The following is a 15,717-nucleotide window of genomic DNA, read 5'->3' as shown; positions in this document are numbered from 1 at the left end:
TCGAATAGCTCCTGAAAACCCCGCATCCAATCCTCCCGGGCAACCCAGGAGACGCTACAGAATCCAATCTATCGAAATTGGCCAGACCCTCTTTCCGCCATATGCGATTCCCCTGCCCGGCGGGAGAGGCTTTAAGAAGATCAGCGCTCTCTTGTCGCCGCGAATTTCACCTTGGGATAGCGATCCGCGACATACCCCACGTCCCAGGCCGTCTTCGCCATGTAGACCGGGTTACCGTCGCGGTCCTTGGCCATGGAGGAGCGGTTGAGATCCATGAAGGCCTTGAGGTCGGCCGGGTCCGCCGCCGAGACCCAGCGGGCCGTGTCGAACGGGGCCATTTCGAGCCCGGCATCGACCTTGTACTCTGCATCGAGGCGCGAGAGCAGCACTTCGAGCTGGAGCTGGCCGACCACACCGATGATCCAGTTGGACCCGATCTCGGGATAGAAGACCTGAGTCACGCCTTCTTCCGCCATGTCGTCCAGCGCCTTGCGCAGCTGCTTGGTCTTGGTCGGATCCTTCAAGGCGACGCGGCGCAGGATCTCGGGCGCGAAATTGGGCAGGCCGGTGAAGCGGATCGTCGCTTTCTCGCTGAGCGTATCGCCGACGCGCAGCGTGCCGTGATTGGGGATGCCGATGATGTCGCCCGGGAAGGCCTCGTCAGCGAGTTCGCGGTTCTGCGCGAAGAAAAGGATCGGCGAATGGATCGCGATCGGCTTGCCGTGACCGGTCGGGGTCAGCTTCATGCCGCGCTTGAAGGTGCCGGAGCAGAGCCGCATGAACGCGATGCGATCGCGGTGCTGCGGATCCATGTTGGCCTGGACCTTGAACACGAAGCCGGTGACTTCAGCATAATCGGGCGCGATGGGCACCGGATCGGCCGGCTGCGGGCGCGGGCCGGGGGCGTGCTGGCCAAGCGCGGCGATCAGTTCCGCCACGCCGAAATCCTTGAGCGCCGAGCCGAAATAGACCGGCGTGAGATCGCCGTGGCGATAGGCCGCCGGATCGAAGGTGGAATAACCGCCCTGCGCCAGCTCGGCCTCCTCGCGCAGCTTCCTCAGGCCGTCCTCGGACAGGACCCTGGCAAGCGCCGGATCGTCGAGCCCGGTGAAGCTGAGCGGCTTGCCCATATATTCGCGCGATGGACCTTCGGGCTGGCTCAGCGTGTTGGCGTAGAGATCGTACACGCCTTCGAAATCGCTGCCCATGCCGACCGGCCAGCTCATCGGGCAGACGTCGAGCTGCAGGATGTCGGCGACTTCGTCGAGCAGCTCGAACGGATCGCGCCCCTCGCGATCGACCTTGTTGACGAAGGTGATGATCGGCACCGAGCGCAGCCGGCAGACCTCGAACAATTTGCGCGTCTGCGCTTCGATACCGCGCGCCGCGTCGATCACCATCACCGCCGAATCGACCGCGGTCAGCGTGCGATAGGTATCTTCGGAAAAGTCTTCATGGCCCGGCGTGTCGAGCAGGTTGAAGGTCAGGCCGTCCTTCTCGAACGTCATCACTGAGGAGGTGACCGAGATGCCGCGCTGCTGCTCGATCTTCATCCAGTCCGAACGAGCACGGCGGTTCTGGCCGCGCGCCTTCACTTCGCCGGCGAGATGGATCGCGCCGCCGAAATAGAGGAGCTTCTCGGTCAGGGTGGTCTTGCCGGCGTCGGGATGCGAGATGATCGCGAAGGTGCGGCGGTCGGAGATTCCAGTCATCGGGGCGCCCTAGCGGCTTACGCGGTCAGCGTCACGTGCAGTGCGCAGCCCCAGTCGCTGCCGGGGGCGATCGCGAACACGCCGGGCTTGTCGGTGAAGTCGCCGGCATAGCCTTCGGGATCGGCGATGCCGTGCCAGGGCTCGATGCAGATGAAAGGTGCGCCGGGCTTGGTCCAGATGCCGAGCTTGGCCGTATCCGGGAAGGCGATGTCGAGCTGCGGGCCGGTCGAGGCACCATAGCGGACGCGGCGGGAGCGGACCGGATCCCAGATCAGCGCGTCGTTGAGGAAGAGATCGTCGCGCAGTGGCAGGGTGCGACCATCGAGCGGGGATGGGCGCGGGACGGCACCGATCAGGCCGCCGGGAACGATCTGGCGCAGCGGATCGGGCTCTTCCTGGTCGAAGACGATGCGGTGATCCTCGCGCGGCGCGCCGTAAGGCAGCGGCCAGGCGAAAGCGGGGTGCCAGCCAAAGCTTGCGGGCATCGCGGTCTCACCGCGATTCTCGATTCGCGCGGTGATGTCGAGCGTTGCCCCCTGGATACGGAAGGCAAGGTCGAGCGCGAAGGAGAAGGGATAGGCCGCACGGGTTTCGTCGCTGTCGGTGAGGCGGAAGACGGCCCGGTCGGCGCCTTGCTCGATCACCGCGAAGGGCATGCGGCGGGCGAAGCCGTGCTGCTTCATGGGATACTCAACGCCATCGAGCCTGAGGGTGTCACCATTCAGGCGCCCGACGATCGGGAAGAGGATCGGCGCGTGGCCAGTCCACCAGGCGGGATCGGCGTCCGTCATCAATTCACGACCATCGGCGTCGCGCAGATGGGTGAGCTCGGCGCCGAACGGGTTGATAGCGGCGGAAAGGCCGGCAGAGGCGATTTCGATCAGATCAGGCATTCAAGCTTCCGTTCGCTTCGACCTCAATCGTCGGTGATTGTCCTTGGCTGCGCCAATAGCCAGTCCTCGCCGTCATACCGATCCTCGAGATCCTCGCCATATTGGATCATGGTATCTTCCGGGCAGCCGAGTTCGGGCAGATGCAGCCGCAGCAGCGCCCGCGCGCCATCGACGTCCGTCGCATCGACATCGAGCACGCAGAACAGGATCTCGCTTTCGCCGTCCTCGTCCTCCTCGCTGAACATCGTGCCGCCGCCCACGCTGCATCCGAGCCCCGCCAGCCGCAGCTCGGCGTCGACATGGATGCTGAAGCGATAAAGGCGATCGAACGGATCGAGATCGCCCGGCACGATGACCGACATATAGTCGACATCGTCCGGGTCCCGCATCTTCTCCTCGAGGCCTTCAAGGAAGCGTTCGATCCTCAACCGCGCAACACCGCCCCCAGTTTCGCCGCCGCCGCCACGACCTTGTCGGCCACTGCCTTTAGCTCTTCGTCCGTGAAGCTCTTCTCGCCCGGCTGGAGCGTGACTTCGAGGGCGAGGCTCTTGTGGCCCTCCTCGACGCCGGCGCCAGTGAACACGTCGAACAGCCGCACTGCGGTGATCGCTGCCTTGTCGGCACCCTTCACCGCACGGACCAGCGCGTCGGCGGCCAGGGCGGTGGGGACGAGGAACGCGAAGTCACGGCGCACGACCTGCAGCGCGGGTGGGGCATAGGCGGGGCGCATGAAGCCGGCCGCGCGCTTGCCCGGGATCGCATCGAGATACAGCTCGACCGCCGCGACGGGCCCGTCGAGATCATAAGCGCGCGCGGTGAGCGGATGGACCATGCCGAACGCCGCCAGCACCGTTTTCGGCCCGAGCCGGAGCGTGCCCGACTGGCCGGGATGCCAGGCCGCGCCGGCCTCGCCCATTACCTGCAGATTCTCGACCGGTGCGCCGGCCGCGGCCAGCAGCGCCAGCGCCTCGGCCTTGGCGTCGAAGGCGTCGAACGGCGCTGCCTTGCCGTGCTGCCAGCCGCGCGCCCGGCCTTCGCCGGCGAGCACGACGCCGAGCGTCGGGCGTTCAGCCTCGGCAAGATAGCGACGGCCGATCTCGAACAGGCGCACGCTCTGCGCGCCCCGCTTCAGGTTGCGCGCCGCTGCGGCAAGCAGGCCGGGCAGGAGCGACGGGCGCATGACCTTGAGGTCTTCGCTGATCGGGTTGGCGAGGCTCCACGCCCCGCCGCCGAAGGGCGCTGCCTCGGCCTCGGACAGGAAGCTCCACGTCACCGCTTCGTTGAGGCCGCGCGCGGCGGCGGCGCGGCGGGCGCGGCGTTCCAGCTTCTGCTCGGGCGTCGCGGTGGGCCGAGCGACGCCGGGGACTCGATCGAGCGGGACTGGCGGCACCTTGTCGATGCCCTCGATCCGAATGACTTCCTCGACCAGATCGGCAGAGCTGTCCACGTCGCGGCGCCAGCTCGGCACCGTCACGTTCCAGCCGGCATCGACCACGAAGCCGAGGCTTTCGAGGATCGCCTTTTGCCGATCCGGCGCGATGGCGAGACCACCCAGCGTTTCGGCGCGGTTGGTATCATAGGCGATGGTGCGGGGCGCGACCGGCGGGGTGCCGGCGCGCGTCACGCCGCTGGCCTTGCCGCCGCAAATCTCGGTCACGAGGCGAGTCGCGATGGCCAGGCCGTCCTCCAGGAATGCCGGATCGACACCGCGCTCGAACCGGGCGCGGGCATCGCTGGTCAGGCTGAGCTTCTGGCCGGTGCGGGCGATATGATCGGGATCGAAGAACGCGCACTCGATCAGCACGTCCGTCGTTTCCGCCGACACGCCCGACTCCGCGCCGCCCATGATGCCGCCGATGTCATGGACATGCGCCTCGTCGGCGATGACTGTCATGGTCTCGTCGAGCGTATAGGTCTTGCCGTTGAGCGCCAGCACGGACTCGCCCGCCCTGGCGCGGCGCGCGACGAGGCCGCCCGAGAGTTTCGCCCGGTCATAGACGTGCAGCGGGCGGCCGAGATCGACCGACACATAATTGGTAATGTCGACCAGCGCCGAGATCGGCTTCTGCCCGATCGCGGTGAGGCGGCGCCGCATCCAGTCCGGCGCCTCGCCATTGGTGACGCCGGCGACGGTCTGACCGAAAAAGGCCGGGCAGCCATCCGTATCGTCCGTACGCACGTCCGGGCCGGGGCCTTCGCCCGCCACCGGATCGACCTTCAGCGGCTTGAGCGTGCCGAGGCCTGCCGCGGCGAGATCGCGCGCGATGCCGCGCACGCCCATACAATCCTGGCGGTTGGGCGTGATGGCGACGTCGATCACCGGATCGTTGAGGCCGGCATAATCGGGATAGGACGTGCCGACCGGCGCATCTTCGGGCAGCTCGATGATGCCGTCATGGTCGTCGCCCAGCTCGAGTTCGCGGGTCGAGCACATCATGCCGTTGGATTCCACGCCGCGGATCGCCGCGACCTTCAGCACCATGCCGTTGGACGGCACGACCGCGCCCGGCAGGCCGAACACGCCGACGAGCCCGGCACGCGCATTGGGCGCGCCGCACACGACCTGCAGCGGGCCTTCGCCCGCGTCGACCGTCAGCACCTGAAGCTTGTCGGCCTGGGGATGCGGGGCAGCCTTGAGCACTCTCGCCACCTTGAACGCGGCGAGCTTCTCGCCCGGATTCTCGACGCCCTCGACCTCGAGGCCGATACGGGTCAGCGCCTCGACGATCGACTCGAGATCGGCGGTGGTGTCGAGATGCTCTTTCAGCCAGCTCAGCGTCAACTTCATGCCCCGACTCCCCCGGACAAAGTGGGCACGTCGAGCGCCGCGAATCCATAATGCTTCAGCCAGCGGACATCGCCGTCGAAGAAGGCGCGCAGATCGTCCATGCCGTATTTGAGCATCGCCAGCCGATCGATGCCGCAGCCAAAGGCGAAGCCCTGCCACTCGTCGGGATCATAACCGCCGGCCTCGATCACCGTGCGGTGGACCATGCCGCTGCCGAGCACTTCCATCCAGCCGTCCGACCCGCCGATCACGCGCTTGCCGTTCACGAGGCTGAAGCCGACATCGACCTCTGCCGACGGCTCAGTGAACGGGAAATAGCTCGGGCGCAGGCGCAGGACGATGTCGTCGCGCTCGAAGAAGGCCTTGAGGAAGGTCTCGAGCGTCCATTTGAGATGGCCGAGCGTGATGCCCTTGTCGATCACCAGCCCCTCGACCTGATGGAACATCGGGGTGTGGGTGGCGTCGCTGTCCGAGCGATAGGTGCGGCCGGGCGCGATGATGCGGATCGGCTTGTTGCCGCCCGCCGCCTGCATCGCGCGGATCTGCACCGGGGAGGTGTGGGTGCGCAGGAGCATCCGCGAGGAACCGAGCGCGGCCCGCGGCGAGCCAAGCTCGCCGTCGGACGACGGGCTTTGCCCGTCGCCGGCCGTGCTCGCCTCCGGCTGCGCTGGGAAGTAGAAAGTATCGTGCATCGCGCGCGCCGGATGAGTCTCCGGGATGTTGAGCGCGGTGAAATTATACCAGTCGTCCTCGATCTCCGGGCCGGTCGCGACCGCGAAGCCGAGATCGGCGAAGATCTCCGCCAGCTCGTCCATCACCTGGCTGACCGGGTGGACGCTGCCGGTACCCACGCCGTCGGCGGGGAGCGTCATGTCGAGCGTCTCGCGGGCGAGGCGTGCGTCGAGCTCGGCGCGGTCAAGCGCTGCCTTCTTGTCGGCGATCGCCGTCGTCACGGCTTCGCGCAGCGCCTGGATGCGCGGGCCTTCGCTCAGCCGCTGTTCGGGCGACATGCCGCCGAGCGTCTTGAGCAGGCCAGTGATCGTGCCCTGCTTGCCCAGAGCGCCGACCCGCACCGTATCGAGCGCGTCGAGCCCGCCCGAGGCCGCAATGGCAGCGAGCAAATGTTCCCGCATCTGATCGAGATCGTTCATGGCATCCTCAAACTGGCCGGGCCTGAGGCCCGATAACGAAAAGGGCGCGGGTGGAAAACCACCCGCGCCCCGTGTTTCGGTCGCTACAGGTCGCTCAGGCGGCCTGGGGCAGAGCCGCCTTCGCCTGCGCGATGATGGCGCTAAACGCCGCGCCCTCGTGCATCGCGATGTCGGCCAGGACCTTCCGGTCGAGTTCGACGCCGGCGAGCTTCAGGCCGTGCATGAAGGTGCCATATGTCAGGCCCTCGACGCGGACGGCCGCGTTGATGCGCTGAATCCAGAGCGCCCGGAACGAGCGCTTCTTAACCTTGCGGTCGCGATAGGCGTATTGCCCGGCCTTTTCGACGGCCTGGCGGGCGATGCGGATCGTGTTCTTGCGACGGCCATAATAGCCCTTCGCCTGATCGAGGATCCGGTTATGCTTGGCGCGGGTGGTTACACCCCGTTTTACGCGTGCCATTCTCTAATTCCTTCCGCTCAACCGAGACCGTAGGGCGCCCAGGCCTTCACCGCTGCGGTGTCGGCCTTGGCAAGCACCTTGGTGCCGCGATTCTGGCGGATATACTTGCCGTTGTGATGCAGCAGGCGGTGGCGCTTGCCGGCGACGCCGTGCTTGAGCAAGCCGGTGGCGGTGAGCTTGAAGCGCTTTTTGACGCCGCTCTTCGTCTTGAGTTTGGGCATTTTCGTCTCCTTCTTATGCGCGACGATCTATGAACGGCCACGGCAGCCCATACCGGCCGGGCAGTTCCTCTTACTCGCGGAAAGGCGGGCGCATAGCGGCTGGACGGCGCGAATGCAACCTTTCGGAACTTGCTGCGTGCGCGGAAGGTTAAAAGGCGATGGATTCACCGCGCACCCCCGTTCCGTCCCCCGTAACGGCTGCCGACGCGCCCGAACAGGCCCCCGTCGCAGCCGAATCGGCGACGCCGCCGGAGGAAAGGGGGCGCCTGTCGCGGCCATGGCGAATCGCGCGCAATATCGTGCTGGGCGTGATCGCGACGCTCTTCCTTGCCTGGCTGATCCTCTACATCACCAAGGGCCGGTTCCTCAAACACCCGTTCGAGCGCACCGTCGCAGCGATGACGCATCGCACCGTGAAGGTGCCGGGTGACTTCCAGCTCTATTTCGATCCGATCGACATCCATTTCGTCGCCGAGGGGATGACGATCTCCAACCCGGACTGGGCGAGCAAGCCCAATCTGTTCGAAGCGAAGCGGATCGACACGCGCATCGCCACCTTCCCGCTGATCTTCGGAAACCGGCGGGTGAAGATGCTCGACATGGTCGACGGCGCGGTCGATCTCGAATGGAGCAAGGACCACAAGATCAACACCTGGACGTTCAGCGAGAAGAAGGGGAAGCCGCTCGAACTGCCGCTGATCCGCGAGGCGACTCTGGCCGGCACGACCTTGCGCTATATCGATCCCAGGTTGCGGCTCTCGACCGATATCGCCTTCAAGACGATCGAGGCCTCCGATACGCGCTTCGCCAATTCGATCCAGTTCACCGGAACCGGGCGGGTGCGCGAGACCCCCTTCACGCTTACCGGCGCGATGCTGACGCCGAACGCGACCGTCACCAACGGCAAGAACCAGCTCGAGCTCCACATCAAGGCGGCGCGTACCGCGATCGACGTGGCTGGGACGCTCGATGCGCCGACCCGGATCGAAGGCGCCAACCTCAAGGTCACCGCGCGCGGCCGCAACATCGCCGATCTGTTCAGCATCATCGGGGTCGCCCTCCCCGAGACACGGACCTATCGGCTCGATTCGGCGCTGACCAAGGTGGGCGACGAATATCGCCTCACCGGGCTGCACGGCCGGTTCGGCGACAGCGACATTGCGGGCAAGGTGACCGTGCTGATGATCGAGCCGCGGCTGAAGATCACCGCGACGCTCGCCACCCGGACGCTCGACATCGTCGATGTCGCGCCGTTCATCGGCTATAATCCCGACATCGTCGCGGCCAAGGGCAAGGCCGGCGTGATCACCCAGGTAAACGGTACGCCGAGGCTGTTGCCCGATGCCAGGCTGCGCGTCGACGCCTTGCGCAATTTCGACGCAGACGTGCGCTATACCGTGCGCAGGCTGCGCGCGGAGAGCGTGCCGGTGTCGAACATCGACCTCACCCTGGCCCTCGACAACAGCCTGCTGACGCTATCGCCGCTGACGTTCGAGATGGCGCGCGGCCATGTCGCGTCGGACATCAAGATCAATGCGCGTACGCCTCTTGTCCATACCGATTACGACATTCGCCTGGCGCCCACGCCGATGGGCGTGCTGCTCGCGGGCTATGGCGTCGACGAATCGGGCACCAGCGGCACCGTGAAGGGGCGGCTCCAGCTCAGCGGCGACGGCGACACGGTCCACAAGTCGCTGTCGACCGCGAGCGGGCGGATCGCGTTCATCATCCCGGCAGGGAGCTTCTGGACGCGCAACGTCCAGCTGTCAGAGCTCGATCTCGGCACCTTCGTGTACAAGATGTTCCAGGGCAAGTTGAAGGAGCCGGTCCGGATCAACTGCGGTCTGGTCGCCTTTACCGTGCGGCGGGGCATCGCGGCGGCCGACCCGATCCTGATCGACACGCGCAAGAACGTGATCCTCGGGCGCGGCGGGTTCAGCTTCCGGAACGAATCGCTCGATCTCGCCTTCCGCGCCGACGGCAAGAAGTTCAGCCTCATCTCCGGCCAGTCGCCGGTGGGGCTGAACGGCTATTTCGCCAAGCCCGGAATCAATGTCGTCAGCCCGCAACTTCTCACGCGCGCGGGGGTCGGGCTAGGGCTGACCCTGGTCGCGACCCCGCTTGCCGGGGTGCTCGCCTTTGTCGATGTCGGGGATGCGAAGAGCGCGGCGTGCGGGCCGGTGCTGTCGGGTGCGACGGCCAAGGCGCAGCGCACCACCAAGGGCGAGCCGCGCGACGATGTCGGCCGCGGCACCACGGCCAAGGCCGAGAGCGGCAAGAAGACGTCGGGTGAGCGCAAGGATCAGCGCAAGAAGTTCCTGGGGGTGTTCTAAGGGCGCGGGCTCAGTGCCCGCGGCACGCCAGCGCTTCCAATATATCCTCGATCCGGGCCGGATCGCCGGCCGCCACGACCTCGCCGATGCTATCGGCGGTGAGCGGATCGCCGGCCCAGTCGCACATGCGCCCGCCGGCGCCCTCGACGACGGGGACCAGCGCGGCGAAATCGTGGAGCTTCAGCCCGTCCTCGACGACGATGTCGAGCCAGCCCGACGCCAGGCAGGCATAATTATAGCAATCGCCACCCAGCACCGTGCTCATCACTGCCGCGTCGAGATGTTCGAAGGCGTGAAGCTGGTCGTCGCCGAACAGCGCGGGCGAGGTGGTCGCGAGCAGCGCCTGGGCTAGATCCGGGCAGCGGCGGGTCGCGGCGGGCTTGCCGTTGAACAGAGTCGGCCGGCCGATCACGCCGGTCCAGCGCTCGCCGAGGATCGGCTGGTCGATCACCCCGAGCACCGGCCAGCCCTCCGCGACCAGGGCGATCAGCGTGCCGAAGATCGGGCGGCCCGAGATGAAGGCGCGGGTGCCGTCGATCGGATCGAGCACCCAGGCGCGTCCGCTGGTCCCTTCGCGCACGCCATATTCCTCGCCGATGATCGCATCGTCGGGGAAGCGCGCCTCGATCGCGGCGCGCATCGCCTGTTCGGCGGCGCGGTCGGCGAGCGTGACGGGCGAGGCGTCGGCCTTGGCCTCGAGGCCATGACTGTTGCGGAAATAGGGCCTGATCGCCGCACCGGCGAGGCCGGCAAGGGTTTCGGCAAAGGCGATTTCGGCATCGGTGACTCGCATCGCCTTGGCCTAGCCGGGCGGTCGGCGCTTCGCCAGCCCCAGCACGCCAGTTCGGACTCGCGTCCGTAACAAAGCGCTGGCATCAATCCGGCGATGCGCATTTCCCCGATCGCCGCCGGCGCCGCCATGCTCCTGTCAGCGCCCGCCGCCGCCCAGCTCCGGCCGCTGGTCGAACCGCCCGCCTCGGCCGAGGCCGCGCGGCGCGGGGTCGATGTGTTCCTGCTCAACGAGGGCAGCGCGCCCGTGCCGGCGGAGGGACCGGGCGAGCTCGACACGGTGGCCGGGGACGGCACCCGGCTGCACCTGATCCTCGCGCCGGAGGAAGCGCCGATCGTCCAGCCCGGCGCCTTTGCGAGGCGCCTCTACCGGCTGGCCGAGACTGCGCCTGTCGCCCAGACAGTCGCCGTCGAACGGGTCGCCACGGATTCGTCGGGATCGTCGGGCGCCTTTGTCGAGCGGTTCAGTGCCCATGAGCCGGTCTACGGCGCGTTCGGGACGGGCGATGCGGGCGGCAAGCTGCAGCTGAGCTTCGCCTTTCGCGCGCTGGGCCGAGAGGACGGGCCGAGCCTCCGTTTCGCCTATACCCAGACGATGTTCTGGGCGCTGGGCGAGCCGTCCGGACCGTTCCGGGCGACCAATTACAGCCCGGAAGTCTATGTCGACCTGCCGCTCGACCGCAGCGCGACGCTCGGCCTCGGCTATCGCCATGATTCGAACGGGCTCGGCACGGCGGGGTCGATCGACGTGAACCGTATCTTCGTGCGGGGCACCAAGCGGTTCGGGCTGGGGGACCGCTGGGATCTGGAGCTGGCGCCGGAGGCCTGGTTCTATGTCGGGCGGCGGGGAATCGCGTCCGATCTCGATCACTATTGGGGTCACGGCGCGCTGGGGGCTTCGGTCGGACAGAGGGACGGGCTGAAGCTGGCGGTGACCGGACGGGGGTTTCCGTACACGGGAAAGGGTGCTGCGGAGGCTTATCTGTCTTATCCGCTGATCGCGATTTCCAACAAGTTGCCGCCTATCTATCTGTTCGGACAGGCGTTTTCCGGATATGGCGAAGCGATCAGCGATTATCGCGACCGGCACACCCATGTCCGGTTAGGAATCGCCTTCACGCGATAACGTGGCCACGCCATTAGTTGGCGAAAATTCCTACATTCTTTGCGGTGTTTTTACCATTCAGGCGACGCTGTGGGCGCGCGCCCTAGCAATTTCAAGGCTTTGCGAGTTTGGCACGGTCTCTGCAATCACCCTGGCATCGGCGGCCGGACGGTCCGGAACGCCAACATCAGGGAATGAAACCATGTCGATCCGTTTTGCCAATGTCCAGCAGCTCGCGCTCTCCTTCGCCGGCGCCCTGCTCTTCACCGCGCTGATGGTCAGCGCCGCCGTCCCCGTCGTTCCGATCGCCTGATCGCCGACACCGCACGAAAGACTCACGAAATGACTCGCTCTTTTGCAATCGGCTTCGCGTCCTTCGCGACCACCGCCGTCCTGATCCTCGGCCAGTTCGCCGCCGTCGGCGCCATCGGCTGAAGACCCGCCCCTTCTGCTGAAAGCGCCCGCCCGCAGCGATTATGCGGGCGAACCGGGCGCGAAGCGTGTAGGTTCCACCCGGGCGACCCGCCCGCAAAGGAACCGCCGCCATGGCCAAGAGCCAGAAGAAATCGAACAAGGAAGTCCGCAAGCCCAAGGCGGAAAAGACCAAGACCATCGCCGCCAACCCTTCGAGCAAGGGCAAGGCCGTCGAAATGACGACGCTGAAGAGCTGACTCGATGGCTGACGACGACGCCTTCGTCTATGACGAGGCAAGCGGCGAATGGATCAGCGCGGCCGACGCCGAAGCCGGTGCCGCCACGGGCGCGGATACGGTCGAAGTCCGCGATTCGGTGGGCAATCTGCTCGCCGATGGCGACCAGGTGACGCTGATCAAGGACCTGACCGTCAAGGGCGCCGGACAGACGCTCAAGCGCGGCACGCTGATCAAGTCGATCCGCCTGACCGGCGACAGCCAGGAAATCGATTGCCGGTTCGACGGGATCAAGGGCCTGGTGCTGCGCGCCGAGTTCGTGCGCAAGCGCTAGCGTCAGCGCAGGTGGTTGACAGGCGCGGGCGCTGTCCGACAGATCGCTGGCGATGAGCGCGGGGGCCCGATGAGCAACGACGTCAAACTCCATCCGAGCTGGCTCGAACCGCTCCGTGCCGAATTCGACAGCCCCTATATGGTGGCGCTCAAGGCTTATCTCGTCGCCGAGAAGGCAGCGGGCAAACGCATCTTCCCCAAGGGCACCGAGTGGTTCCGCGCGCTCGACCTGACCCCGCTCGAGGATGTGCGCGTCGTGATCCTGGGGCAGGACCCCTATCATGGCGAGGGGCAGGCACACGGCCTGTGCTTCTCCGTCCAGCCCGGCGTGCGGCCGCCGCCGAGCCTGGTTAACATCTACAAGGAGCTGGCGAGCGACCTCGGCATTCCGCCGGTACGCCACGGCTTTCTCGAACATTGGGCGCAGCAGGGCGTGCTGCTGCTGAACGCCGTGCTGACGGTGCAGATGGGCATGGCCGCATCGCACCGCGACCGCGGCTGGGAGCGCTTCACCGACGCGGTGATCCGGCTGATCAACGCGCGGCCCGAGCCAGTCGTGTTCATGCTGTGGGGCAGCTACGCGCAGAAAAAGGCAGCGTTCGTCGACAGTATCGATCGCGGCGGGCGGCATCTGGTGCTGAAGGCCGCCCACCCGTCCCCGCTATCGGCGCATAACGGCTTTCTCGGCTGCAAGCATTTCTCCAAGGCCAATGCGTTCCTGGCCAGCCATGGGCAGAAGCCGATCGACTGGGCGCTGCCGGCGTCAGTGTAGCATTGGCGCAGCAAGCGGCCAGCGCGCCCTGATTTCATGCCGGTTCTGGCCAACCAGGCTGTGCACCAGGAAGAACTCCGTCGCGCGCCAGCTCATCGCGGGGACGGGCAGGATGAACGGTTTTCCATCGCGGTACAGCAAGGTCATGTGCGGGCTATGCCGCCAGCCCGTGCGCATGCGCGCCTGCGCGGCCCGCATGCCGGCGCGCAACAGCAGGTGAAGGGCCTCGACCGCATGCAGCGTCTCACTCGGCGCGAGCATCACCGACCGCCCGCTCGCGACGGCCTGATCGAGGACCACGGGACACTGATGCGCGACGATCGCATCCCCGATCCGCCTCATCACCTCCTCCTGGCGATCGGGAAAGACCGCGAAGTCGTTCGTGATCGCCAGAGTGAGATGGAGATGGGGCCCGCGTACTTCACGGCCAGGGCCAAACTCTCGTTGCTGGTCGGCGAGATAGCCAAGCGCCTCTTCCGGCGGGCGAAGAGCATAGAACAAGCGGTGGACGGGTGGATGGAGCATGGGACAGCCTTGCGAATCGATCAATGATGTTCTTATTATGTTCTGACGCTGAGAAGGGAGTCGAGTCCGCGACTCGGCACGTCGCTTTCGCGGCCGCGATCGCAAGGAGAGGACAGGATGAGCGAGACTAACCGGGGTGGATTCCATCATATCGACCTGAACGTGCGCGACATCGCCGCATCGAAGGCCGTCTATGGGCCAGTGCTCGATTTCCTCGGCTACACCTGCGTGAAGGACGGCCCGGAGGGTTGCGAATGGGACAGGGGCCCGGACGGGCGCGGCGCGTCGCTTGGGCTCAGGCCATGCCATCCCTCGCTCGCCGGATATCGCCACCAACGCTATGCGCCGGGGCTGCACCATCTCGCCTGGCGCGCGGCAAGCCGGGGCGACGTCGATCGGCTGCATGCGCTGCTGATCGAACGCGGCATCACGGTGCTCGACGCGCCGGCCCATTATCCCGAATATTCGGGCGATTATTATGCCGTGTTCTTCGAGGATCCGGACGGGATGAAGCTGGAGCTGGTCCACGCGCCGGGCTGGATCTGACGTTCAGGTATCGAGAGAGATATCGTCCCAATCCTGATCCATCGAGCCGATCAGCCAGTTCAGCGCGTGATGCCGCTCCATCGCGACATCGTCATTCAGGCCCGACGGCGGCGGCTTCCCGTTGATCCGGGCATCGACCAGCGCCCAGCGATAGCGATAGATCAGGTCCGCCTGATCGAGGATGTCCCCGATCGGCCGCAACCGCGCCTTCGCCACGAGCTGTTCGGCACTGTTCTCCTTGAGCAGCCTGACCAGCACTGCCGGATCGACCGCGGTGCGTGGCGGCCCCAGGGAATCGACGAAGCCGAGCGACCAGAGCAGGACATTGGCAGCTTCGTACCGCCAGGAGAATTTCACGCGGTCCCGCTCGCTCGGCGCGGCGGCGGCGATGAACGCCTTTTCATCGGGGGTCAGCACCGTCGCAAGATGATAGTCCCGGACGATCCCGTCGACCGGGCCCTGTTCGAGCCCCTCCCCCTTGAGCGCCACGGCGAGCGTCGCAATCGCACGCATCGTGATCTGCCGCGCCGGGCGCTTCTTCGCTTCAGCTTCCGATTCGATGACGGGGAGCCAGCTATTCACTGGCACGCGCTGAGCCACCATCACTGCATTGGAGCGCGAGCGGCGCGCGACCGCATCCTTCGGGAGATCCGGATAGCGTTGCTCAAAGCTCTGCGCCTTTGCCGGCGGCGCCCGGCCGGCCAACAGGACCCAGGCGCCGAGCACCATGACAGCGAGGACGGCGATGGTGACGGCGATCTTCATGCACCCTCCCGGTATGAGCCCAGCCTAGCGACAGGCCGTGATTCGGACCAGAGCCATGGGTCGGGGACAGATCACCCCCCGTCCGCGAACTGCACCAGATCCCACAGATTGCCGTAGAGATCCGCGAATACCGCGACGGTGCCATAAGGCTCGACCTTCGGCTCTCGAACGAAGGCGATGCCCTGCGCGATCATCGCGGCATGATCGCGCGCGAAATCGTCCGTGGCGAGGAACAGGAAGACGCGGCCGCCGGCCTGGTTGCCGATGAACGCCGCCTGTTCCGGCGTTGCCGCGCGGGCGAGCAGGAGCGTGGTGGCGCCGGGGCCGGCCCCGGGCGGGGCGACGACGACCCAGCGCTTGTCCTGCGCCGGCTGATAGCTGTCCTCGACGAGGGAAAAACCGAGCTTGCCGACATAGAAAGCAAGCGCTTCATCATAGTCGCGGACGACCAGGGCGACATGGGCAAGGGACTGGGCCATTAATCTCGATCAGAATAGCATCCTAATCTGGATTATAAAATAAACCTTGTTTTGCTCTGTCCAACGAACGTCATTCTGCGCCATCCCCAACATGTCCCAAATCAGGTGCAAATTAATGCTGGACGAAGGACGGGCTTAATATTAGGCGGCACTCGCCCAATCCGATCAACTATAGGGGATTGGGATTGCTGGACG

Annotated in this window: 17 protein-coding genes; 6 read left to right on the top strand and 11 right to left on the bottom strand. The window is 66.1% G+C overall.

Features of this window, described 5'->3' with window-relative positions:
• Positions 1–140 precede the first annotated feature (140 nt).
• From U1769_RS06455 to rpmI, 7 genes are all read right to left on the bottom strand, one after another.
• A complete protein-coding gene (locus U1769_RS06455; protein ID WP_332713552.1) occupies positions 141–1,712 on the bottom strand; it encodes a peptide chain release factor 3 in 1,572 nt (523 codons plus the stop codon).
• A 17-nt stretch (positions 1,713–1,729) separates the two neighbouring features.
• Positions 1,730–2,605, bottom strand: coding sequence for an aldose 1-epimerase family protein (locus U1769_RS06450; protein WP_332713549.1), 876 nt, complete (start codon positions 2,603–2,605; stop codon positions 1,730–1,732).
• Between the two features lie 23 nt (positions 2,606–2,628).
• Entirely contained in the window at positions 2,629–3,033 is a 405-nt protein-coding gene (locus U1769_RS06445; protein ID WP_332713546.1) for a hypothetical protein, read from the bottom strand.
• Positions 3,030–5,393: a phenylalanine--tRNA ligase subunit beta gene (gene pheT, locus U1769_RS06440; protein ID WP_332713544.1), complete on the bottom strand. Its 2,364-nt coding sequence runs from the start codon at positions 5,391–5,393 to the stop codon at positions 3,030–3,032. The genes U1769_RS06445 and pheT overlap by 4 nt, the downstream gene beginning before the upstream one ends.
• The gene (gene pheS, locus U1769_RS06435; RefSeq protein ID WP_332713541.1) at positions 5,390–6,544 is read right to left on the bottom strand and encodes a phenylalanine--tRNA ligase subunit alpha; all 1,155 of its coding nucleotides are present in this window, start codon (positions 6,542–6,544) and stop codon (positions 5,390–5,392) included. The genes pheT and pheS overlap by 4 nt, the downstream gene beginning before the upstream one ends.
• 94 nt (positions 6,545–6,638) lie before the next feature.
• Complete coding sequence (gene rplT, locus U1769_RS06430; RefSeq protein ID WP_272623763.1) at positions 6,639–7,004, bottom strand: 50S ribosomal protein L20; 366 nt, start codon at positions 7,002–7,004, stop codon at positions 6,639–6,641.
• A gap of 17 nt (positions 7,005–7,021) precedes the next feature.
• Positions 7,022–7,225 carry a 50S ribosomal protein L35 gene (gene rpmI, locus U1769_RS06425; protein ID WP_055841668.1) on the bottom strand — a complete coding sequence of 68 codons (204 nt, stop codon included), beginning with the start codon at positions 7,223–7,225 and terminating at the stop codon, positions 7,022–7,024.
• 158 nt (positions 7,226–7,383) lie between these two features.
• Here rpmI and U1769_RS06420 point away from each other — a divergent pair, with 158 nt between their 5' ends.
• Positions 7,384–9,558 (top strand): AsmA family protein, encoded by a 2,175-nt coding sequence (locus U1769_RS06420; protein ID WP_332713525.1) that lies wholly within the window; start codon positions 7,384–7,386, stop codon positions 9,556–9,558.
• A 10-nt stretch (positions 9,559–9,568) separates the two neighbouring features.
• Here U1769_RS06420 and hisN read toward each other — a convergent pair whose 3' ends face one another.
• Positions 9,569–10,351: a histidinol-phosphatase gene (hisN, locus tag U1769_RS06415; RefSeq protein WP_332713522.1), complete on the bottom strand. Its 783-nt coding sequence runs from the start codon at positions 10,349–10,351 to the stop codon at positions 9,569–9,571.
• A 93-nt stretch (positions 10,352–10,444) separates the two neighbouring features.
• Here hisN and U1769_RS06410 point away from each other — a divergent pair, with 93 nt between their 5' ends.
• The 4 genes from U1769_RS06410 (at position 10,445) to ung (ending at position 13,207) form a co-directional block, all read left to right on the top strand.
• Positions 10,445–11,473, top strand: coding sequence for a phospholipase A (locus U1769_RS06410; protein ID WP_332713520.1), 1,029 nt, complete (start codon positions 10,445–10,447; stop codon positions 11,471–11,473).
• 524 nt (positions 11,474–11,997) lie between these two features.
• Complete coding sequence (locus U1769_RS06405) at positions 11,998–12,123, top strand: hypothetical protein (RefSeq protein WP_332713517.1); 126 nt, start codon at positions 11,998–12,000, stop codon at positions 12,121–12,123.
• 4 nt (positions 12,124–12,127) lie between these two features.
• Positions 12,128–12,436 (top strand): alkylphosphonate utilization protein, encoded by a 309-nt coding sequence (locus U1769_RS06400; protein ID WP_332713515.1) that lies wholly within the window; start codon positions 12,128–12,130, stop codon positions 12,434–12,436.
• Between the two features lie 69 nt (positions 12,437–12,505).
• Positions 12,506–13,207 (top strand): uracil-DNA glycosylase, encoded by a 702-nt coding sequence (gene ung, locus U1769_RS06395; RefSeq protein ID WP_332713512.1) that lies wholly within the window; start codon positions 12,506–12,508, stop codon positions 13,205–13,207.
• Here the strand turns inward: ung and U1769_RS06390 are convergent.
• A complete protein-coding gene (locus U1769_RS06390; protein WP_332713509.1) occupies positions 13,199–13,732 on the bottom strand; it encodes a 2'-5' RNA ligase family protein in 534 nt (177 codons plus the stop codon). The genes ung and U1769_RS06390 overlap by 9 nt on opposite strands.
• A 117-nt stretch (positions 13,733–13,849) precedes the next feature.
• Here U1769_RS06390 and U1769_RS06385 point away from each other — a divergent pair, with 117 nt between their 5' ends.
• On the top strand, positions 13,850–14,278 hold the full coding sequence (locus U1769_RS06385; protein WP_332713507.1) for a VOC family protein: 429 nt from the start codon (positions 13,850–13,852) through the stop codon (positions 14,276–14,278).
• A gap of 3 nt (positions 14,279–14,281) precedes the next feature.
• On the opposite strand, the gene U1769_RS06380 is transcribed toward U1769_RS06385, so the two are convergent.
• Together U1769_RS06380 and U1769_RS06375 are read right to left on the bottom strand one after the other, a co-directional pair.
• On the bottom strand, positions 14,282–15,043 hold the full coding sequence (locus U1769_RS06380) for a DUF4272 domain-containing protein (protein WP_332713504.1): 762 nt from the start codon (positions 15,041–15,043) through the stop codon (positions 14,282–14,284).
• A gap of 71 nt (positions 15,044–15,114) precedes the next feature.
• Positions 15,115–15,522, bottom strand: a complete 408-nt coding sequence (locus U1769_RS06375; RefSeq protein ID WP_332713501.1) for a VOC family protein — start codon at positions 15,520–15,522, stop codon at positions 15,115–15,117.
• Positions 15,523–15,717 lie beyond the last annotated feature (195 nt).

Origin of the sequence: Parasphingomonas zepuensis (assembly GCF_036663735.1) — a bacterium.
Lineage (GTDB): Bacteria > Pseudomonadota > Alphaproteobacteria > Sphingomonadales > Sphingomonadaceae > Sphingomonas.
This window is presented reverse-complemented; position numbering and strand designations above follow the sequence as displayed.